Origin of the sequence: Marivivens niveibacter (assembly GCF_002150005.2) — a bacterium.
Taxonomy (GTDB): Bacteria; Pseudomonadota; Alphaproteobacteria; order Rhodobacterales; family Rhodobacteraceae; genus Marivivens; species Marivivens niveibacter.
In genome coordinates this window covers 1-21276 of sequence record NZ_MSPP01000003.1, presented here as the reverse complement: position 1 = coordinate 21276, position 21276 = coordinate 1, and the positions used below count along the sequence as shown (strand labels likewise).

General features: G+C 55.9%; 21 protein-coding genes and 1 riboswitch. Of the genes, 10 read left to right on the top strand and 11 right to left on the bottom strand.

Annotated elements, in window-relative coordinates; translation table 11 throughout:
• Positions 1-21 precede the first annotated feature (21 nt).
• A riboswitch (cobalamin riboswitch) is annotated at positions 22-227 on the top strand.
• A 132-nt stretch (positions 228-359) separates the two neighbouring features.
• From BVC71_RS08810 to BVC71_RS08790, 5 genes are read left to right on the top strand one after another with little or no spacing between them, the layout of a single operon-like run.
• Positions 360-2204, top strand: coding sequence for a TonB-dependent receptor plug domain-containing protein (locus tag BVC71_RS08810; protein ID WP_086451313.1), 1845 nt, complete (start codon positions 360-362; stop codon positions 2202-2204).
• Positions 2205-2214: 10 nt separating this feature from the next.
• Positions 2215-3030: an ABC transporter substrate-binding protein gene (locus tag BVC71_RS08805; protein WP_240516821.1), complete on the top strand. Its 816-nt coding sequence runs from the start codon at positions 2215-2217 to the stop codon at positions 3028-3030.
• Positions 3027-4010, top strand: a complete 984-nt coding sequence (locus tag BVC71_RS08800; RefSeq protein ID WP_086451312.1) for a FecCD family ABC transporter permease — start codon at positions 3027-3029, stop codon at positions 4008-4010. Before BVC71_RS08805 ends, BVC71_RS08800 begins: the two co-directional genes overlap by 4 nt.
• 3 nt (positions 4011-4013) lie before the next feature.
• Positions 4014-4766, top strand: a complete 753-nt coding sequence (locus BVC71_RS08795) for an ABC transporter ATP-binding protein (protein ID WP_086451311.1) — start codon at positions 4014-4016, stop codon at positions 4764-4766.
• Entirely contained in the window at positions 4763-5419 is a 657-nt protein-coding gene (locus BVC71_RS08790) for an adenosylcobinamide amidohydrolase (RefSeq protein ID WP_086451310.1), read from the top strand. Before BVC71_RS08795 ends, BVC71_RS08790 begins: the two co-directional genes overlap by 4 nt.
• Here BVC71_RS08790 and BVC71_RS08785 read toward each other — a convergent pair.
• Complete coding sequence (locus tag BVC71_RS08785) at positions 5416-5841, bottom strand: Fur family transcriptional regulator (protein WP_086451804.1); 426 nt, start codon at positions 5839-5841, stop codon at positions 5416-5418. The two genes, BVC71_RS08790 and BVC71_RS08785, sit on opposite strands and share 4 nt — an antisense overlap.
• A gap of 122 nt (positions 5842-5963) precedes the next feature.
• Between BVC71_RS08785 and BVC71_RS08780 the strand changes: the two genes are divergently transcribed.
• The 5 genes from BVC71_RS08780 (at position 5964) to glpK (ending at position 10945) form a co-directional block, all read left to right on the top strand.
• Positions 5964-6854 (top strand): metal ABC transporter substrate-binding protein, encoded by an 891-nt coding sequence (locus BVC71_RS08780; protein ID WP_086451309.1) that lies wholly within the window; start codon positions 5964-5966, stop codon positions 6852-6854.
• On the top strand, positions 6851-7702 hold the full coding sequence (locus BVC71_RS08775) for a manganese/iron ABC transporter ATP-binding protein (protein ID WP_086451308.1): 852 nt from the start codon (positions 6851-6853) through the stop codon (positions 7700-7702). Before BVC71_RS08780 ends, BVC71_RS08775 begins: the two co-directional genes overlap by 4 nt.
• Positions 7699-8553 carry a metal ABC transporter permease gene (locus tag BVC71_RS08770; RefSeq protein WP_086451307.1) on the top strand — a complete coding sequence of 285 codons (855 nt, stop codon included), beginning with the start codon at positions 7699-7701 and terminating at the stop codon, positions 8551-8553. The genes BVC71_RS08775 and BVC71_RS08770 overlap by 4 nt, the downstream gene beginning before the upstream one ends.
• Entirely contained in the window at positions 8553-9383 is an 831-nt protein-coding gene (locus BVC71_RS08765) for a metal ABC transporter permease (protein WP_086451306.1), read from the top strand. The genes BVC71_RS08770 and BVC71_RS08765 overlap by 1 nt, the downstream gene beginning before the upstream one ends.
• Positions 9384-9463: 80 nt before the next feature.
• Positions 9464-10945: a glycerol kinase GlpK gene (glpK, locus tag BVC71_RS08760; protein WP_086451305.1), complete on the top strand. Its 1482-nt coding sequence runs from the start codon at positions 9464-9466 to the stop codon at positions 10943-10945.
• Positions 10946-11194: 249 nt separating this feature from the next.
• Here the strand turns inward: glpK and BVC71_RS08755 are convergent, their stop codons facing one another.
• The 10 genes from BVC71_RS08755 to BVC71_RS08710 form a co-directional block, all read right to left on the bottom strand.
• The gene (locus BVC71_RS08755; RefSeq protein ID WP_086451304.1) at positions 11195-12145 is read right to left on the bottom strand and encodes an XdhC family protein; all 951 of its coding nucleotides are present in this window, start codon (positions 12143-12145) and stop codon (positions 11195-11197) included.
• Complete coding sequence (locus tag BVC71_RS08750) at positions 12138-12590, bottom strand: SRPBCC family protein (RefSeq protein ID WP_086451303.1); 453 nt, start codon at positions 12588-12590, stop codon at positions 12138-12140. The genes BVC71_RS08755 and BVC71_RS08750 overlap by 8 nt, the downstream gene beginning before the upstream one ends.
• A gap of 13 nt (positions 12591-12603) precedes the next feature.
• Positions 12604-13278 carry a nucleotidyltransferase family protein gene (locus tag BVC71_RS08745; RefSeq protein ID WP_086451302.1) on the bottom strand — a complete coding sequence of 225 codons (675 nt, stop codon included), beginning with the start codon at positions 13276-13278 and terminating at the stop codon, positions 12604-12606.
• Positions 13275-14054: an XdhC family protein gene (locus BVC71_RS08740; RefSeq protein ID WP_086451301.1), complete on the bottom strand. Its 780-nt coding sequence runs from the start codon at positions 14052-14054 to the stop codon at positions 13275-13277. Before BVC71_RS08740 ends, BVC71_RS08745 begins: the two co-directional genes overlap by 4 nt.
• Positions 14051-15229: a vWA domain-containing protein gene (locus tag BVC71_RS08735; protein ID WP_086451300.1), complete on the bottom strand. Its 1179-nt coding sequence runs from the start codon at positions 15227-15229 to the stop codon at positions 14051-14053. The genes BVC71_RS08740 and BVC71_RS08735 overlap by 4 nt, the downstream gene beginning before the upstream one ends.
• The gene (locus tag BVC71_RS08730) at positions 15226-16101 is read right to left on the bottom strand and encodes an AAA family ATPase (RefSeq protein WP_086451299.1); all 876 of its coding nucleotides are present in this window, start codon (positions 16099-16101) and stop codon (positions 15226-15228) included. The genes BVC71_RS08735 and BVC71_RS08730 overlap by 4 nt, the downstream gene beginning before the upstream one ends.
• Before the next feature lie 54 nt (positions 16102-16155).
• Positions 16156-18582 (bottom strand): aerobic carbon-monoxide dehydrogenase large subunit, encoded by a 2427-nt coding sequence (locus BVC71_RS08725; RefSeq protein ID WP_086451298.1) that lies wholly within the window; start codon positions 18580-18582, stop codon positions 16156-16158.
• Positions 18579-19073 (bottom strand): (2Fe-2S)-binding protein, encoded by a 495-nt coding sequence (locus BVC71_RS08720; protein WP_086451297.1) that lies wholly within the window; start codon positions 19071-19073, stop codon positions 18579-18581. The genes BVC71_RS08725 and BVC71_RS08720 overlap by 4 nt, the downstream gene beginning before the upstream one ends.
• 15 nt (positions 19074-19088) lie before the next feature.
• Positions 19089-19940 carry an FAD binding domain-containing protein gene (locus BVC71_RS08715; RefSeq protein ID WP_086451296.1) on the bottom strand — a complete coding sequence of 284 codons (852 nt, stop codon included), beginning with the start codon at positions 19938-19940 and terminating at the stop codon, positions 19089-19091.
• Between the two features lie 133 nt (positions 19941-20073).
• Positions 20074-21159 carry an MHYT domain-containing protein gene (locus tag BVC71_RS08710; RefSeq protein WP_086451295.1) on the bottom strand — a complete coding sequence of 362 codons (1086 nt, stop codon included), beginning with the start codon at positions 21157-21159 and terminating at the stop codon, positions 20074-20076.
• Positions 21160-21276 lie beyond the last annotated feature (117 nt).

The following is a 21276-nucleotide window of genomic DNA, read 5'->3' as shown; positions in this document are numbered from 1 at the left end:
TACACAAAAGGCTGATCGGCCATAGGTTCGCCGCGCTTCGGTCCGGGTGTTTTGCACCCGTGAAAAGGGAACGCAGTGCGGCGACCACATCCGCCAATTCTGCGACTGCCCCCGCAACTGTAGGCGGAGAGCAATGCCGGCGTACGCCACTGCCCCATGCGGGGTGGGAAGGTCCGGCAGCGCAAAGACCCGCAAGTCAGGAGACCTGCCGAGGCTACACCCTGTCCAAACGCGGGGCGCGTTTCGGGCTGCGGAGACTGCTTCCGCCGTGGTGCTCTCACCGTCTGCGGGGCATTTCATACCCTGTTGATACATAAACACGCGCGTTCGCCAAACGAACGCATCCATGGGGAAATGAAATGACACGCTCTGTGCTGTTAACCTCGGCCGCTATTGCGGCATTCGCCACCACCGGCGCACTGGCCCAAGAGGCCTATGATCTGGAACAGATCACCGTAACCGCAAACCAGAATGCCACGTCCGTTGAACAATCCGGCGCGACGGTCGAAATCATCGGCCAAGACACGCTAACCGTCGAAGGCACCGCAAAACTGGCGGACGCCCTGCAACGCCTGCCTGGCCTGTCCTATTCGTCGAACGGCGGTTTGGGCGCATCGACCACACTAAAAATCCGCGGCAATGGCGCAGGTTACATTGCGACCTATCTGAACGGCATCGACATGTCCGACCCGGCAAGCTCGGGCAACGGCTATGACTTTGGCAACTTGGCCGCCATTGGCATCAACCGCGTCGAGGTCCTTAAAGGTTCGCAATCGGCCCGCTTTGGCCAAGGCGCAATTGCTGGTGTGATCGACATGTCCACTTGGACCCCAGAGGTTGACGGCGCATCAGGTCAGATGACGGTAGAAGCGGGCAGCTACAACACCAACGCCTTTGGCCTGAACGTCGGCAATCGCGGCGAAGACGGCTATGTGGCATTCGGCCTGACCCGCCTGAGCACTGACGGCTTTTCGACCAAAGCTGACAACACCGAAGCCGATGGTTTCGAAAACACCCGCCTGACACTGACCGGCGAATACCAGCTGACTGATGCGGTAAACGTTGGCGTTTCCCTGATCCACGACGAAAACTATGGCGAATATGACGATGCAGGCTGGTTTGGCACCGATCCAGTAGACGACGATTTCGGTGACGGCGCTAAAACGGGCGGCCGCCTGTTTGCGCAATTCGACACAGGTTTGGTATCCCATGAACTTTCGGTTTCGGGTTCGCGCACAGTTCGCAATGACACCGGCTATATCGCGTATTTCCGCGGCGAACGCACCAAACTGGCCTATAGCGGCGCAACGCCATTGGCCTTTGGCGACCTTAGCTTTGGCGCTGAAAAGCTGACAGAAACAAACCTGCAAAACGACAGCTATGGCGGATCGACCAATGACGAGATGTCCAGCACGGCCGTTTTCGCAGAGTTCGATATGTCGCTGGGCAATTCGGTTGATGTTGTGACCACCCTACGCCGCGACGATCCATCGAAATACGATCCGCAAAATTCGGGTCGCGTTGCGATTTCCTATCGCCCAACCGAAGACCTGATCATCCGCGCTCAAGCGGGCACAGGTTTCCGCGCGCCGTCGCTGACCCAGCTAAGCGCTTATTACGCCAGCGAAGAATTCGGCCCAGAGCAGTCGAAAAACTATGAAATCGGCGCTGAATATCGTCTGGGCGGCAACGACTTTATCCGCGCTACGGCATTCTACATGGACATCGAAAACCAAATCGCTTGGGACCCTAGCGCAACCAACTGCGCCTACGGTGCTGGCTGCTATGTCACCCAAAGTTTTGTTTCCAAAGGCCTAGAGCTGTCGGGTTCGTATGAACTGAACGATATGTTCGCCGTTTCGGCGGCCTACACCTACACCGATGCGCAAGACACCAACGGCGATCAAATCGCGCGCCTGCCAAAGCATGATCTGGTTGTTGGTGTTGATGCAGACCTAACAGACCGCATCTGGGGTAGCCTGAACGTCCGTCACGCGGCGGACGTCACGCCATCGGCTTATGCACCAGCAGGTCACAAGGTCGGCGATTTCACCGTCGTGAACGTGGATGCGACCTATGCCGTGACCGATACCGTCGAGGCCTACGCACGCGTCGAAAATCTGTTCGACGAAGACTACGAAACCGCAGGTGGCTATAACACCTCGGGTCGTGCGGTCTACGTTGGTTTCCGTGCAGATTTCTAAAATCATAAACTTGGCTTCAGCCCTGACTTTGGTCGGGGCTGTTGCCCATGCCGACGCGCCCAGCCGCGTTGTGTCGATCAATCTATGCACTGATCAGTTGGCCATGCTGATCGCGGATGATGATCAACTCATCTCCGTTTCGAAATTGGCCGCAGATCCGCGCAGTTCGGCCATGGCTGAACAGGCGGCAGATCTGATCCCCAATTCCGCCTTGGCCGAAGAAATCTATTTATTAGACCCTGATTTGATCCTTGCCGGTACGTTTTCGTCGCGCGCGACCGTATCGATGTTGGAACGTCTGGGCATTCCTGTGATCCTATTCGATCCCGCCTATTCGCTGGACGACGTGCGCGACCGCATGATTCAGATGGGCGACGCGCTGCAGCAGCCGGATCGCGCGGCCGAATTGATCGCTGAATACGACGCATCGCTTGCCGCCTATCGCGCGGAAATCACCGAACGCCCCCGCGCGGCGCTGTATTACCAAAACGGTTACACCTCGGGCGACAGCACTCTGGCAGGTCAAATTCTAGCGACCGCTGGATTTGATAACATAGCCGAAGACGCAGGTTACCCCTATGGCGGGTTCATGCCGCTGGAATTGCTGGCGCTGAACAACCCTGATGCCATCATCACAGGAACGCCCTACCCCGGCGCGTCCCGTTCGGATGAAATTCTAGATCACCCCGTGGTCGATCATTTGCGCGATCGTTTGCCTCAGGCCGTGTTTACAGACCGCGACTGGGTCTGCGGCACCCCCTATGTGCTGCGCGCAATCGAAGATACGGCCCAACTGCGCCGCACCATGACAGGAGCCACCGAATGAAAAGGCTATTCGCAACACTTGTGGCCCTGACTGCGCTTTTGTTTTTCGGGTCTTTGGTAACAGGCCCAGCAGGTTTCACACCGATTGAATCGATCAAAGCGTTGCTGAGCAGCGACCAAAGCCCGATCACCATGGTCATGCAGGAAATCCGTCTACCGCGCGCCATCTTAGGTTTGGCAATCGGCGCGGGTTTGGGCATTGCAGGCGCCGCTATGCAGGGCTACCTGCGTAACCCACTTGCCGATCCTGGTTTGATCGGTGTGTCAGCCTCGGCCGCGCTGGGGGCTGTTTTGGCGATCCAAACAGGTTTTGCAGCGGCTTGGGCATTAGGTCTACCGATTTCGGCCCTGTCTGGCGCGGCGGCTGGCGTTCTGATCGTGATGTTGCTGTCTGGGCCACAAGGGTCGACCTTGACCCTGATCCTAGCGGGTATTGCTGTGTCCGCGCTGGCGGGCGCTTTGACAACGCTGGTCCTAAACCTATCACCCAACCCTTTTGCGGCGAATGAAATCGTCTTTTGGACCATGGGATCGCTAGCGGATCGTTCCATGACCCACGTTTGGTTGGCCGTACCATTCATTGCCGTTGGCGCGCTGATCATCGCATCCACTGCGCGGGGCCTAGACGCCCTGACACTAGGCGAAGACGCAGCCGCAGCTATGGGCGTCCGCCCAGCGCGCATTCGTCTGGCATTGATTTTGGGAACTGCCGCTATCGTAGGCGCAGGCACCGCGGTCGCAGGCTCAATCGGGTTTATTGGCCTTGTGGTTCCGCATATTCTGCGCAGGTTCGTTCAGGCACGACCATCGGCCCTGCTCTGGGCATCAGGTTTAGGCGGAGCCGCGATGTTGCTTGCCGCTGACATCGCCGTACGTATCATCCTACCGTCCAAAGACCTGAAGCTTGGCGTTTTAACCGCCCTTGTCGGATCGCCTTTGTTCCTTCACTTGATCTACCGCACCAAACGCCAAGGACTGTAACAGATGCTGCGCCTTTCTAACCTTACAGTTCTGCGTGGCGAATGCCCTGTCGTCGACAGCGTCTCATTTGACATAGACCAAGGCGAGGTTATCGGCCTGATCGGCCCCAACGGCGCGGGCAAAACCACCCTGATGCGGGCTGCATTAGGGTTGATAAAGCACAGCGGGACGTCGTCGATTTCATCACGCCCCCACAAAGAGCGCGGAAAATTGGCAGCCTTCATGCCTCAATCGCGCGAAATCGCATGGCCTGTGCCTGTCGAAACCTTGGTGACTCTGGGTCGCCTGCCTCATCTGAGCCTTGGCGCAGCACCATCTGAAACAGATCGCGCAGCCGTTAGTGCGGCGCTGGATGCTTTGGATCTGGGCGGATATCGAAACCGCCTGTCGACCGAATTGTCTGGCGGCGAACAAGCCCGCGTTTTGCTGGCCCGCGCTTTGGCTCAGGATACGCCGCTTGTGATCGCAGACGAGCCCATCGCCGGACTTGATCCAGCCCACCAAATTGCGACTATGAACGCTTTTGAAAACATGGCCGCCGAAGGACGCTCTGTTCTGGTGTCGATCCACGATCTGGGCCTTGCGGCACGGCATTGCACGCGATTAATCGTAATGGATCGCGGCAAACTCATCGCGGATGGCGCGCCCCTTGATGTGCTCACGCCAGATTTGCTGCGCGACACGTTTGGGATCACGGCGTTTCTAACGGAAACTGCAGACGGGCTCATTTTTCTACCACTTCAGGTCACGGCATGAACGTCGTCACGCTAGATCGCCCGTGGTTGGAATTTACGTTCGGAACCGACCAAAAAATTCTAAGCTGGGCCATTAATCGCCCCGGGTTCGTGACAGCCAATCGCATTCTTTGGCGCGAAGTTCGCAATACCGACCTACCGCCCGAATTGGATGTCACAGATTGGATCGCATCAGAACTGGGTTGCCGCGGCGCTTTAGACGCCGTTACCTTTCTGACATCGCGCAATATTACCGCCTTTGATCAGGAAATTGTAACCGTCGGGGATTGCACGGCACATGCTGTTGTCACGGCGGGGTTATCAAACGCCGAACGCATCGGTACGCGCCGCGATTTTAGCCGCGTGAATTGGGGTACAATCAATATCGCCGTCCACACCAGCATCGGCCTTGCTGACCATGCGATGGTTGAGGCGACGTCGATCATTTCTCAGGCACGCACCGCCGCCGTGATCGAAGCAGGATTTGACCTACCCACGGGTATCGCAACGGGCACAGGAACCGATTGTATCGCGATTGCGTGCCCCCAAGGAGACACCGCCTACGCAGGTCTGCATACAGAGGTTGGGCATGCGATCGGCGCTGCGACCTACGCCGCTATGAAACGCACAGTTACCGAATGGAAAGATTCAGTCATGAAGACGTTTGAAGGCTAATTCTGCGTTTTTCGGACGTATAGCTCCATCCGGTGGTGAACGATCTCGTATCCCAATTCTTTGGCCAATTCGGCCTGTAATTTCTCGATACGTTCTGAACAAAACTCGACCACTTCGCCCGTTTCCACATCAATCATGTGGTCGTGGTGATCCGCGTTCGCATGTTCGAAACGGGCCGACGCACCTTCGAATTGGTGGCGGTGAATAACGCCTTGCTCCTCTAACGCGGTGAGCGTGCGGTAAACGGTCGATAGGGAAATACCGGGCGATGCAATTTCTGCGCGTCGGTGCAGTTCGATGGCATCGGGATGATCGTCTGCAACGGACAATACCTCTAACAACGCAGCACGTTGGCGCGTAATACGGACCCCCGCATCGCGTAGGGCATTTGTCAGCTGCAATGATCGTTCGGCCTGAGTCATAGCGTCATTTCTGCACAAATAATCGACTTTCGACAAGATGCAGTTGCAAATCATTTGCAAAAACCTTGACAGTTGCAAATCATTCCTAAATGCATTCTAGGTAAGTTATTCTGGAGGACCGCATGGTTCCGCACCGTATTTTTGCTGCGCTCTCTGCGCTTTTTGCTGCTGGCACCCCTGTTTGGGCTGATGACGACCCAATCAAGGTTGTCACCACATTCACCGTTATTGCCGACATGGCCCAAAATGTGGCCGGCGACTCAGCCGAGGTCGTTTCGATTACAAAACCCGGTGCAGAAATTCACGGTTACAATCCAACCCCGCGAGACATTCTAAAAGCTCAAGGTGCGGATCTGATCCTGTGGAATGGGATGAATCTGGAACTGTGGTTCGAACAGTTTTTTAACAACCTTCGCGATGTTCCAGCCGCGACGGTATCCGAAGGCATCGAACCCATCGCTATTTCTGGCGGTAATTATGACGGCAAACCCAACCCCCACGCTTGGATGGGTTTGGAATCTGCCGAAATCTACATCGACAACATTCGCGATGCATTGACCACCGCCGATCCTGACAACGCGGACATTTATGCAGCCAATGCACTGGCCTATAAATCTGAAATCGCCGCAGTTATTGCACCGATCCGCGACGAAATTCGCGCCCTACCCGATGACCGCCGTTGGCTGGTTACGTCCGAAGGCGCCTTTTCCTACCTAGCGCGCGATTACGACCTGAAAGAGCTGTACCTCTGGCCTATCAACGCAGATGCGCAAGGTACGCCCCAACAGGTGCGCACGGTCATTGATGCGGTTCGGGAAAATGACATTACCGCCGTTTTTTCGGAATCCACGGTATCTGCGCGCCCCGCAGAACAGATAGCGAGGGAAACCGACGCGGAATATGCGGGTGTGCTCTACGTCGATAGCCTTAGCGCAAATGACGGTCCTGTGCCGACCTATTTGGATCTGTTGCGCGTCACCTCTGAAACAATTCTGAACGGCCTGACCCAATGACCACCGGCATTCGCGCAACCGACCTGACTGTCACTTATCGCAACGGCCACACCGCGCTGCGCAATGCCACATTCGAAATTCCACGCGGAACGATCACCGCATTGGTGGGCATCAATGGCGCTGGAAAATCTACGCTGTTCAAAGCGTTGATGGGATTTGTCCCAGTTGCAAAAGGCGACGTTTCCATTCTGGACGAACCCGTCGCGGATGCAATTAAGCACCAGAAAATTGCTTACGTCCCGCAAGCCGAAGAGGTCGATTGGTCCTTTCCGGTATTGGTCCGCGATGTGGTTTTGATGGGCCGCTATGGGCACATGGGATTTTTCCGTCGACCAAAGGCCACAGACCACGCAGCGGTCGCATCGGCTTTGGCGCGGGTTAATATGTCCGATTTTGCAGACCGCCAAATCGGCGAATTGTCTGGCGGCCAGAAAAAACGGGTATTCCTTGCGCGCGCTTTGGCCCAAGACGCGGAAGTGATCCTACTGGACGAACCGTTTACTGGCGTCGATGTCAAAACCGAAGATCAGATTATCGCGCTATTGCGTGATCTACGTGACGAAGGCCGCGTCATGCTGGTCGCCACGCACAACCTTGGGTCTGTGCCCGAATTCTGCGACCGCGTTGTACTGGTTAAAGGCACCGTATTGGCCCATGGTCTCACGACCGAAGTCTTTACGCCCCATAACCTGAAACAGGCCTTTGGCGGGGTGTTGCGTCATTTCATGCTAGAAGGCGACCGCCTGCACGACGATGAAGACCCACGCAAATTAGAAGTCATCACAGATGACGAACGCGCCTTGGTGTTTTACGACGACCGCCACCACACAGCCGAGGATGCAAAATGAGCATTCTGCTAGAGCCATTCGCCTACGGCTATATGACCAACGCGATATGGGTATCTGCTCTGGTTGGTGCAGTTTGTGCATTTTTGTCTGCTTATTTGATGCTCAAAGGCTGGTCACTGATCGGTGACGCCTTGTCACATTCAATCGTACCGGGCGTTGCGGGGGCTTATATGCTGGGCTTGCCGTTCGCGTTCGGTGCGTTTTTGTCGGGCGGACTAGCGGCGCTTGCTATGTTGTTCCTGCGGTCCCGTTCTGGATTGAAAGAGGACGCCGTGATCGGTCTGATCTTTACCTCATTCTTTGGACTGGGGTTGTTTATGGTGTCACTCAATCCAATGTCCGTTTCGATCCAAACGATCACGATGGGCAATATCCTTGCGATTTCGCCGTCTGATACGCTGCAATTGGCAATCATCGGCGGTGTGTCGATGGTGATCTTGCTAGCCAAATGGCGTGATCTTTTGGCCGTCTTCTTTGACGAAGCGCACGCCCGCACCATCGGCCTAAATCCAACCGCGCTGCGCGTTCTGTTTTTCACCCTTCTGTCCGCCTGTACCGTTGCCGCGATGCAGACGGTTGGGGCGTTTTTGGTTATCGCGCTGGTCGTCACACCAGGGGCGACCGCCTATCTGCTGACCGATAGGTTTCCCAAACTGATTATATTGGCAGTGACAATCGGCACGCTCACATCAGCGTTTGGGGCCTATATCAGTTACTTTTTAGATGGCGCGACGGGCGGCATCATTGTCTGCCTGCAAACCGCGCTATTCCTGCTTGCTTTCATTTTTGCTCCAACTCACGGGACTTTAGCAGCCCGCCGCCGTGCCCGCGCAGCGCTGGAGGCAGACTGATGGAAATGGCTCTACTTCCGTTTCAGTTTCCGTTCATGCAGAACGCCTTTCTGGTCATGCTACTGATTGCACCGGCAGCCGCGCTGATGTCGTGTTTTCTGGTCCTAAAAGGGTGGTCACTGATGGGCGACGCGGTCAGTCATGCCGTACTGCCGGGTGTGGTCATCGCCTATATCATCGGCATCCCGTTGATTATCGGGGCTTTCCTAGCTGGGCTGTTTTGCGCGCTAGCCACTGGTTTCATCAAAGACCACAGCCGCGTAAAACAAGACACAGTCATGGGCGTCATATTTTCCGGCATGTTTGGTCTGGGCATCGTGATTTACACCCAGATTTCATCGGATGTTCATTTAGACCATATCCTATTCGGAAACATGCTGGGCGTAGCTAGCAGCGATCTATGGACTGCAGGATTAATCAGCGGCGGCGTCGCCCTTATTTTGACCGTGAAATGGCGCGATATCCTTGCCCATGCGTTTGATCCGGTTCAAGCGCGTATGATTGGACTGCGAATTGACGTAATCCATTATGGGCTACTGGCGATCCTGTCAGCGACAATCGTTGCGATGTTATCATCCGTTGGAATTATCCTATCCATCGCGTTGCTAATCGCGCCTGGTGCCATCGCTTTCTTAATCACGCGCCGTATGAGCATGATGTTGATCGCATCGGTCATTATCGCGCTGCTTGCATCCGTTGTCGGGATCTACGCCAGCTTTTGGATCGACAGCGAACCTGCACCAACCATTGTGCTTGTCCTAACTGCAATGTTCATTTTCGCCATGATTGCCCGCAACATACGCATCGCAAGAAACACCGCGGCCCACTGACCAACCCGCAGCTGCGTCAGGCTTGAACTTTGCCATACAGGCTGATTGTGTACACCCGAGGATTCAGAGGGGAGACACAGATGACGTATATTTTGGCGATCGATCAGGGTACGACATCAACGCGCGCCATTTTGTTCGATGAAAAGATGAACATCGCACATGTCGCGCAACAGGAATTCACCCAGCATTTCCCCCGTAGTGGCTGGGTCGAACATGACGCCAACGAAATCTGGGATAGCGTCGTTGCGACTGTCCGCGACGTTATGGTCAAAGGTGACGCGAAAGCCGCCGACATCGCTGGCATCGGCATCACGAACCAACGCGAAACAACCGTCATCTGGGATAAAGTCACGGGACAACCGATTCATAACGCGATCGTATGGCAGGACCGTAGAACCGCCCCATATTGCGCGACCTTACGCGACAAAGGGTTTGATCAGGTCATCACCGATAAAACTGGCCTACTCGCGGACCCCTATTTTTCGGGAACCAAAGTCAAATGGTTGCTGGATAACGTCGATGGTGCGCGCGACGCTGATCTTTTGTTTGGCACGATTGATAGCTGGCTGATTTGGAACCTGACCGGCGGCGCGGTGCACGCAACTGATGCAACAAATGCAGCCCGCACAGCCCTGTACGACATCCACAAAGGTCAGTGGAGCACGACGATCTGCAACGAATTCGACATCCCCATGTCGATGCTGCCCCGAGTTGAGGATTGCGCGGCTGATTTCGGCACCACGCTCCCTGATCTGTTTGGTGGGGAAATCCCAATTCTGGGTGTTGCTGGCGACCAGCAGGCAGCCACGATCGGACAAGCCTGTTTCAAACCCGGCATGATGAAATCAACATACGGAACTGGCTGTTTTGCACTTTTAAACACGGGAAATAGTCCTGTTAAATCAAATAACCGCATGTTGACGACCATTGCCTATCAGATGGACGGCAAACCGACTTATGCGTTGGAAGGGGCGATTTTCATTGCGGGCGCCGTAGTTCAATGGCTGCGGGATGGCATCAAAATTATCGAACATGCGTCCGAAACGTCTGATCTAGCTATCGCAGCAGATGACAGTCAGGAACTGATCCTTGTACCCGCCTTTACTGGTCTGGGTGCACCCTATTGGAACGCGGAATGCCGCGGTGCCATTTTCGGCCTGACGCGCAATTCAGGACCGAACGAATTTGCCCGTGCCGCATTGGAAAGCGTTGGGTTCCAAACCCGTGATTTGATCGAAGCCATGCAATCGGATTGGGCTGCCTCTGATGCATCGCCAACCTTGCGTGTGGATGGCGGCATGACGGCCAATGATTGGTCGATGCAATTCCTGTCGGATATCATCGGCGCCCCAGTGGACCGACCAACGATTTTGGAAACGACAGCGCGGGGCGCAGCATGGCTGGCGGGGCAGCGGGCGGGACTATATCCGCAAATGGATGAATTCGCCGCGAACTGGGAAATCGACCGAAACTTTGCCCCAGCCATGGACAACGCCACGCGTGACCGCCGCTATAACGCATGGAAACGCGCAGTTCAGGCGACCATTTCCGCAGCCGAATAAAACAAAACCGCCCCAATAGGGCGGCTGCGATAACTGGCTAGATTGTTCTGGCTGGTTGCGCAAAGGATCTGGCGGGCTGGCAAAAGCTGGCTTGCTGTCCTTGAAGCCTTCCTACACGACACAAAACCCCAGTGCAAGAAATAAACCAATAAAATCATATACTTGACCGTTTCAATTGGTTATTTAAGCATCTACCGATAACTCTATGACTTTGTTTATTATTTAACCCAACCCTTTCGCCGTGTCGGATTATAGCACCGTGGCTTTGTCCGATTTTTCCACAACGTTTATGGAAAAGGGAAACGCTTCGGCTAATTGCGCCATGGTTGATACAGCAATCAGTGGGGCCTGTCGCAAAGAGGGAACCAACCCGATCGGGCCGTGAATGCGTGCAATGTTCTGCGGACTTATCCCTTTGGATTTTAGGTATTCGATACGGTTTGAATGTGTGCGCGTGCTGCCCAGGCAGCCAATAAACCGCGCTTTGCTATCTACGGCCCGCAACAGTAGCGCGGGTTCCCAATCATGATCATGAAACAAGGTCAAAAAACCGCAATGCGGATCAACAGCGATGTCAGGAATCGCGTTTGGCGTGGTCAGAACGGACTGCGACAAACATTCGATATCAGACAAATCCGATAAATCATCCTCTTGCGGGGTCAAAAGATGCAATTCAAAACCAGCGGCAAATGCCACGCGGGCTGTTGCCCGAAACACAGCGCCGCGCCCCGCCAAAATTAGACGCGGTTTGGGCGAATACTGAAAAGTAATTGCGCGATCTGATTTAGGACATTGGAATGTCAATTCAGCGTCTACGCGTGATTGCATCGAACTCAGGGCCGCACGCAGTGCCTGCGCATCAGGGTCGGGGTCCAACAACAGCTCGAGCGAACCACCACAGGGTAAGGTCAGATCTTTGAACGGCGACCCATCGCCATATTGCAAACAAATGGCAGGGCCACCCGTTTCCAACAGCTCTATCGCCCGCAGACGAATGTCACTGTCGATACAGCCATTGGACATATACCCGACCATCGCGCCGCTTTGATCGACTATCGCTAAAGACCCGACTTCGCGTGCGGCGCCACCTTTGATCGCAACCGAAGTGATCAGGGCGAATTTCACGCCCCGATCCAACCGCTGAACCGCGGCCCGCAAAACGTCTTGCGGGTGTTCAGTATATGTAATCGCCTCAGGCAACTTTTTCCTCTTCCATCACTTCGGCAAAGGATTTGAAAAACTTCGCCGCTAGCTTTTTCGCCGTGCTTTGGATCAAACGGCTGCCTAATTGGGCCAGCTTTCCACCAATTTCAGCCTTGGCATCATAGCGTAGAATTGTTTCATCCCCATCCGCAATCAAGGTGACATCAGCGCCGCCTTTGGCGTGGCCCGCCGCACCGCCATTCCCCTGACCGGTTAATGAAAACTGATCGGGAGCGCCTTCGGTATTCAACTCCACGTTCCCGCCAAAGCGGGCTTTGACCGGTCCGACCTTCAGCAGCACCTTGGCCTCTAGTTCGGTATCCGAATGTTTAATCAATTCTTCGCATCCCGGAATGCATTTTTGCAGGACATCGGGATCGTTCAACGCAGCGTAAACCTGATCTTTGGGTGCTGAAATTCTAATTTCGTCTGAGAGTTCCATTGGTGGTCCTTTCTTAGCAACAAGGAAATTTAATGCGCGCGAGCTGATCCGCCTGATCCGGCGATAGTGAAAGCAGCCTTTTGATCCGCCCCAAAACGGGGGTGCGGACGTGCAACGCGTAGGATTCTGGGGTGTCGATATCGGTGAAAAACCCATCCGATTGCATCGGGATACGGGTCACCAAATGTGGATTGTCGTTGATGAATTTGCGGCACCCTGGCCGTGCCTTGTCTGCTGCAATCAGGCTGCGCTTTGGGGCCGGAATGATCGTCGGGTTACCGCGTTCATCGCCGCGAACGGCAAAAGCGATCTTGGACGTATCTGCAATCTGGTAGGCCGTCATCAAATCGCATAGCGCAGAGGCCGTGAGCAGTGGCTGGTCCCCCAACCCCATCAGCGTTGCATCGGCGTCGCTGGGAACCGAAAGCCCGGCCATCACCGAAGACTGCTGCCCATCTGCAAAGCAGGGATTGTGATGAAACTGAACGGGCAAACCATCCAGCGCCCTGCGGACGAGGTCAGATTCAAATCCCGTCACGACCGTAATGTTCGGGCCGATGCTATCCAGATAAGTTTGCACAACGCGCCTGATAATCGGGGTGCCATGCCAATCCATCAGCAGCTTATTGTGCGCGCCCATTCGCAATGACAGTCCTGCAGCCAGAATAATCGCATCAAACCGCATCATGCCGGCACCTGCGTTTTCACCGCGCGGCGCACCGCAGTCAGTTCGGCCATGATCGACAACGCTATCTCTTCGGGGGTGACTGCGCCGATGTCCAAACCAGCAGGCGCGCGGACAGACCGGATTTTGTCCTGATCCATATCCTCGGTCGCCAATTTTTCCGAAAGGGCCGCGTATTTTCTGTGTGATCCAACAAAGGAAATATGCCGTGGCTGCGCGGCAATTGCCTCTTTCAGGGCCGCCAAATCGCCTTGGCCTTGGGTCGCAATAACAATGGCTGTGAAACGACCGCTGCAATCACTAGGCACTGCATCCGCAACGACCCAACCAAACTGAGGGCCCAATTTCGACATTGACTGCGCCACTGGGGACGCGCCCAAAACAACCAGCATAGGCTGCGGCAAACATGGCTCTATGAACACATCGATGGTGCCACGCGATGGGCACCCGTTTCGGGCATAGGTGATCCCATCCGCATTCGTGCCCGCTGTCACGCCTTTGGCGGCCAATTCATCTTCGGGGGCGACTGAAATCAACTGCGGCTGGCCTGTTTCAAATGCAGCTATTGCCGCACGTTTGACCGCGCCACGCGTACAGCTGCCCCCTAAAAACCCCTGCAAAATCGTGCCATCTGCCGCGATCAACGCTCGCGCTCCCGGCTTGGCAGCCGTCGCGCCTGCGGTACGGACAATTGTGGCAAACGCAAATGGTTCGGCATTCGCCCGCAGTCGCGACGCCGCTACTGCCAGATCGTCTGATAAAACTTCTGCTGGGGTCATAGGCGTGTCACCTCTGTTTCCAATGCGGCCAAATCGGCCAGGGTATTCGCGGCGCAGAACAGGTCCAGATGCGGCAACGCCGCCGCCATGCCCGCGCTGACCGGTTCGTAATCGCGCCAGCCTTTCAGCGGGTTCAGCCAAATAATGCGGCAGCCGCGTTTGCGCAGCGCTGCCAAGGCTGTGCCGACCTGATCTTCTGGGTCTGTGTCGTAACCGTCCGACATAATCAGGACGACCGTTCGACCGTCGACAAAACGGCGGGCGTATGTCTGGCTGAATAGCGTCAGACAGGCCCCGATTTTGGACCCACCCCCAAACCCATCCGCCATCAGAGATAGCCGACCGATTGCGCGCATCGCGTCTTTGTCACGCAGTGCTTCGGTGATGCGGACAAGGCGGGTGTGGAACAGATAGGCGTCAGATTTGGGATCGCTGCGCATCAGGCCCGCGATGAAGGCCAGAAAAACCTGCGCGTAGACGGACATGGACCCCGACACATCACAGATCGCCACGATTTTGCGATCACGGTCAGGGCGTTTTTTACGAAACAGATGCAACGGTTCCCCGCCCGAGGACAACGACCGACGGATCGTTTTGCGAAAATCCAGACCCGCGCCTTTGCGGGCGGCAATACGACGGCGCGACCTACGATCGCGCATGGCCCGCCCTAACCGCCGCGCGACCTCTTCGGCTTCGGCGATGTCTTCGGCGCGGACCAGTTCGCGCAGATCGCGGCGCGACAGGTTGCGGATATCGGTGGCGATCAATTTGCCTTCGCCGTCGCTGTCAGCCTCGCCCTGGCCAGTATCTGCGGCGTTTGCTTGCCCGCCGCTATCGTTGGTTTCGCCCTTGGCGTCGCGGGACGAATGCATGCTGTCGCTGCCCGAGGTCTGGGTCGGGATCGTTTTGGTCCGCACGCGGCCTATATCCATCCAAAAGGCATCAAACAACGCGCCAAACCGTTGGGCGTCGTCTTTGCAGCCCGTACAAACCGCACGCAGCGCGGCGCGGGCCATGTCAGGGCGCGCCGCATCAACACGCCCCAGCGCGGCTAATGCAACGTCCGTTTCCGCCGCACCGATACGCAGGCCGTTATCACGCAGATGCGCCATAAACCCCGCCATTCGCGCGGCTGGCCCCGGATCGCGGGCGGCGAATTTCGTCACGCGGCTCATGCGGCTTTCCCCGCGATGCGCGCGGTGACTTCTGGCGTGATTTGCGCGCGGTCGGATTGCGTTTTCAACAATGTCGCCATCGTCGCCTGCAAGGCCGCAGGATCCTGCGTCAGATCCGCAATTCCGAGCCCCATCAGGGCCGCAGCGAAATCCAGCATTTCGGCAATACCGGGGGTCTTTTCCAAATCCTCTTTGCGCAGGGCCTGAACGAAACCGATGATCTGTTCGGCCAGATGCGTTTCAACATCCGCGCAGCGTGCCCGCAGGATCGCCAGTTCGGTCGCGGGATCAGGATAGTCGACATAGGCAAACAGACACCGACGGCGCAGCGCATCCGACAAATCGCGGGTGCCGTTGGACGTCAGGATCACAATCGGTTTGCTGGCCGCAGTAATAGTCCCTAGTTCGGGAATGCTAATCTGAAAATCAGCCAGGATTTCCAGCAAGAACGCTTCGAATTCTTCGTCGGCGCGGTCGATTTCGTCGATCAACAACACGGGCGGCACGTCCTGAGTGATCGCCTGCAACAACGGGCGCTCCATCAGGTAATCGCGGGAAAAGATGCGATCCTCGACCGTTTTGCCAGCCTCGCCCGCCTCTGACGCGGCGCGGATCGCCAATAGCTGGCGTTGGTAATTCCATTCATAGATCGCTTGGGACGCGTCCAAGCCTTCGTAGCATTGCAAACGGATCAGGGACGTGTCGCGGACGGCCGACAACACCCGCGCGACTTCGGTTTTACCGACGCCCGCTGCGCCCTCTAGCAACAAAGGACGGCCAAGCGACAGCGCCAGATGCAACGCAACCGCCAGATCATCCGAGGCAACATAGTCCTGTGCTGCCAAAGCAGTTTTGAGATCAGTCCAAGTCATATCAAAATCCGATGCATCAGGGCGCGCGCGATCAAACGCGCGCCCGATTTGCGATCAGCCGTGCAGGCCCAGTTCGTTCGCGGTTTTCCAAATGCGCCAGTGATCGTGCGGCATGTGCGTATGGCGCAGACCAAAGGCACGGAACGCATCGTTCACAGCGTTTGAGAAACATGGAACGCCGCCGACGTGGGGGCTTTCGCCGACGCCTTTGGCACCGATTGGGTGGTGCGGGCTGGGCGTCACAGTGTGGTCGGTTTCGTAGTTCGGCACTTCCCATGCGGTCGGCAGGAAGAAATCCATCAACGTCCCCGTTTTGACGTTGCCCATGTCGTCATAGGCAATTTCCTGACCCAGTGCGACGGCCAGAGCCTCGGTCAAACCACCATGAACCTGACCTTCGATGATCATCGGGTTGATCCGCGTGCCGCAATCATCCAACGCATAAAAACGGCGGATATCAGTGACGCCGGTGTCCACATCAATATCCATGACACAGATATAGGCCCCGAACGGATAGGTCATGTTGGGCGGATCATAGTAGCTGACCGCCTCTAGCCCTGGTTCGATCCCTGGGATGGCCTGATTATAGGCGGCAAAGGCGATTTCTTTCATCGTCTTGAACTTTTCAGGCGCACCTTTGACGACGAACCGATCCACATCGAATTCCACGTCATCGTCGTGGACCTCTAGCAGGTAGGCCGCGATCATCTGAGCCTTGGCGCGGATTTTGCGTCCTGCCATGGCCGTTGCCGCGCCCGCGACTGGGGTCGACCGCGATCCATAGGTGCCCAGACCATAAGGCGCGGTATCTGTGTCGCCTTCTTCGATCGTGATGTTATCGGCGGGTAGACCGATTTCCGTTGCCAGAATTTGGGCAAAGGTGGTTGCGTGACCCTGACCTTGGGAAATAGTTCCCAGACGTGCAATAGCCGATCCTGTCGGGTGGATACGGATTTCGCAGCTGTCGAACATTCCCAGCCCTAGGATGTCACAGTTTTTCACAGGCCCCGCGCCAACGATTTCGGTAAAGTGTGTCAGGCCGATCCCCATCAGCTTGCGTGTTTTACCTGCTTTGAAATCTTCGACACGTTGGGCCTGCTCGGCGCGCAGGCCTTCATAGTCCACAGCCTTGAGCGCCTTGTCCCATGCGGTGTGATAGTCACCGCTGTCATATTCCCAGCCCAGTGCAGACTGATATGGGAACTGGTCCTTTTTGATGAAATTGATGCGCCGCAGTTCGGCGGCATCCATATTTAGCTCAATCGCCAGCACTTCGATCATGCGTTCGATGAAATAGACGGCTTCGGTCACGCGGAACGAACAGCGATAGCTGACCCCGCCCGGCGCCTTGTTCGTGTAGACACCATCAACCGCCAGATAGGCCGTTGGGATGTCGTACGAACCTGTACAGATGTTCATGAACCCCGCTGGGAATTTGGTCGGATCCGCACAGGCGTCAAAGCCACCGTGGTCCGCCGTCACATGGCACCATAGGCCGGTGATTTTACCCTCTGGCGTCGCGGCGATTTTGCCTTTCATCCAATAATCGCGGGCAAAGGCCGTGGTCATCAGGTTTTCCATGCGGTCTTCGATCCATTTGACGGGCACACCCGTCACGATCGAGGCGACGACCGAACAGACATAGCCGGGATACGCGCCAACCTTGTTCCCAAAGCCGCCGCCGATATCGGGGGACACAACGCGGATGTTGTGTTCTTCGATGCCGGAAATCAGGCTCACCACTGTGCGGATCGCATGAGGCGCTTGGAATGTGCCGTAGAGCGTCAGTTTGCCATTCACCTTGTCCATCGATGCAACGCAGCCGCAGGTTTCCAGCGGGCATGGGTGCGTACGATGGTAATACATGGTTTCTTCGGCAACGACGGCAGCGTCCGATACCACCTGTTCAGTCGCGTCTTTTTCGCCCACTTCCCATGTAAAGATATGGTTGTGGTGTTTGCGCGGACCATGGGCGCCGTCGGGCAGGCTGCCGTCTTCGGCGACCAGATCTTCGCGTAGGACGGTGTCGGATTTCAGCGCCTCGAACGGGTCAACGACCACGGGCAGTTCTTCGTATTCGACATCGACCAATTCGACGGCATCCGCCGCGATATAGCGATCTTTGGCGACGACATAGGCTACCTCCTGGCCCTGAAACAGAACCTTGCCGTCTGCCAGAACCATCTGTTTATCGCCTGCCAGCGTCGGCATCCAATGCAGACCCAGCGGACGCAGGTCATCTGCCGTTAGAACAGCAACAACGCCGTCCAGCGCCATGGCGCGATCCGTGTTGATCGATTTAATCCGCGCATGAGCGTAAGGCGACCGAACGAAATCGCCGAACAGCATACCAGGCAGTTTGATATCGTCCACGTAGTTGCCTTTGCCTTGGGTGAAGCGGGCATCTTCGACGCGTTTGCGTTTGCAGCCCATGCCGCCCAATGCGTCGGCGCGTTCCTGACGTGTGATTTCCTTGTTCATTCTGCTGCCTCCTTTGCGGAGTTGAGTTCAGCCGCAGCCGCGAGGATCGATTTCACGATGTTCTGATACCCCGTGCAGCGACACAGATTCCCCGCCATACCAAAGCGGACTTCCTCTTCGGTTGGGTTCGGGTTTTCCTCTAGCAATTTCGACGCGCGGGTGATCATCCCCGGCGTACAGAACCCGCATTGCAGGCCATGGTTTTCTTTAAACGCGCGTTGCAGCACGTGCAGGTTATCAGGGCTGCCTAATCCTTCGATCGTTGTGACATCCGCGCCGTCGGCTTGGGCTACGAACATGGTGCAGGATTTCACCGATTTGCCGTTTACGGTGACCGTGCAGGCCCCGCAGTGCGATGTTTCGCACCCGATATGCGGGCCCGTGATGTTCAGGCGTTCGCGCAGGGTGTGGATCAGCAATTCACGCGGTTCGGCCAGAAACTCCTCTTCTTGGCCATTCACCGTTAGTTTGATGTGCATTTTCTTCGCCATATCGTCCTCCTCCGATTACGCGCGGGACCAAGCGCGAGCGATCGCTCGGCGCAGGATCACAGCGGCTGCATGGCGTTTGAATTCGATGGGGCCGCGGTTGTCTTCGGTCGGGTCGATATCCCCCAGCATCGCGGCGACTGCGGCCTCGATTGCGGTATCATCAACGGTCGTTCCGGCCAGTGCGGCGCCGGCATCTTCGGAATAGATCGGCGTATCGCTTAGGTTCGTCATAGCTATCGACGCCGATGCGCATGTATCGCCGTCTTTGACGATCTGAACAGCGGCCGCAGCGGTCGCATAATCTCCGATTTTCCGTTTCTGTTTTTCATAAGCGAAACCGCCCTGCGGTTTGTCGAAACGGACCTGGGTCAGAACCTCTTCGTCTTCGCGGTCGGTCATATATGCGGCCTCATAGAAATCGCGCGCTGCGACTTCGCGTTCACCGTCTGGCCCAACCAAGGTAAAGGTCGCATCCAGACACTGCATCAGGCCCGGCATATCGTTGCCAGGATCGCCATTCGCGACGTTGCCGCCCACTGTGCCCATGTAGCGCACTTGCGGGTCCGCAATCTGCAGTGATGCTTCGCGCATGATCGGCGCAGCAGATGCTAGCGCATGGTTTTCGATGATGTGGTGTTGGGTGACCATTGCGCCGATGGTGATCGTGTCGCCGACGGTGATGCTGTTCAGGCCTTGTACGTCCTGAAGGTCGATCAAATGCGGAATGTCGGCCATCCGCAGTTTCATCATCGGGATTAAACTGTGACCGCCAGCGATAACCCGCGCGTCGTCGCCATGCTCTTGTAACACGGCCAGCACGCCTTCCATGTCCTTTGGACGATGGTATTCAAACGCACCTGGAATCATTGCCTCTCCTCCCTAAGCGATGTTCTGGGTAGGATCAGGCTGCATGCCGCTGGATACCGCGGCACGCTAAAACAACTTATTTTCGCTTATTTTGCACGAAATGCGCCGCTGAACGCACGAGTTGCACCACGCGTTACGCTAGCGCGTCAGTCGTGTCCTTTAAATGGGACCGGCTCACTGGGACAGGGGGCACGCCTTCGACGCCAAAGCGAATGCGGCCTTTGTCTTTGCCGCGCTCGAACTGGGCGACTTTTGATGGATTCACCAAATAGCTGCGGTGCACTTTGACAAAGCCCCCTTGCAACAACCTTTTGGTCGCCTCTGTGATGGGCCAGCTACAAAAATAGGATGTATCGCCAGAATAGACCTGAGTGTAATGACCATCAGCTCGGACAAATAAGACGTCGTCCGGTGCAATGAACACCTTCGCACCTTCACGTTCACAAGGGATACGTCCCTGCGGCTTAGGTTCGACAGGCCCAACTGGCTGAGCTGTTACGGTTGGTACCGATCCAATGAACGTAGAACCGACCCACAAAAAACCGCCGAACAGAACGAAACTAGAGAGGATCACTCCAATCGCCAGCACCTCATTGCTGATAGAAGGCCCGAATTCCACTACATCAGAGACCGCGACAAAATTAGTTCCAGCCATCGCCAGAAAATGGACAGCAAACACCGCAACACCAAAGCACATCGCGCCCGTTAAAATGCTACGGTTGGTTCTTTTGCTATAGGCCACACTAAAGGCCAGAATGCAAAAAAGGATCGACAGTATCGAGGCGCTGATGACCCCCAAAGGCGTATAAACAGCACTGCACATCTGCATCCCCGCCATACCGACGTAATGCATTGCCAAGATGCCCAAACCAACAATCGTACCCGCAAACACGATGGTGCCGGTTGTGCGCATCCGAAAATGCAAAATCAACAGCGCAATGGCGACCATCAAAATAGCAATCAAAGCGGACACTAAAGTGATAGCTGCATCATAATAAAACAGAATGGGCAATTGCAGGCCAAGCATTCCAACAAAATGCATGGACCAAATGCCGCCACCCAAAGCGATCGAAGCCATGGCGACAGACAACTTTTTCTGTAGGACTGTTTTTTTCGATAGATCTTTGGTCAACGTCAAACCGGTCGCACCGGCCACCAGCGCAACGATAAATGACGTGGCAACCAGCCAAGGATTATGACCAATGTCGAGAAACAGCATAGGCCACAGCTTGGATGATAACCGCTATTTAAGTCAATTTATGATTTTGGTTGCGGGGGTAGGATTTGAACCTACGACCTTCAGGTTATGAGCCTGACGAGCTACCGGGCTGCTCCA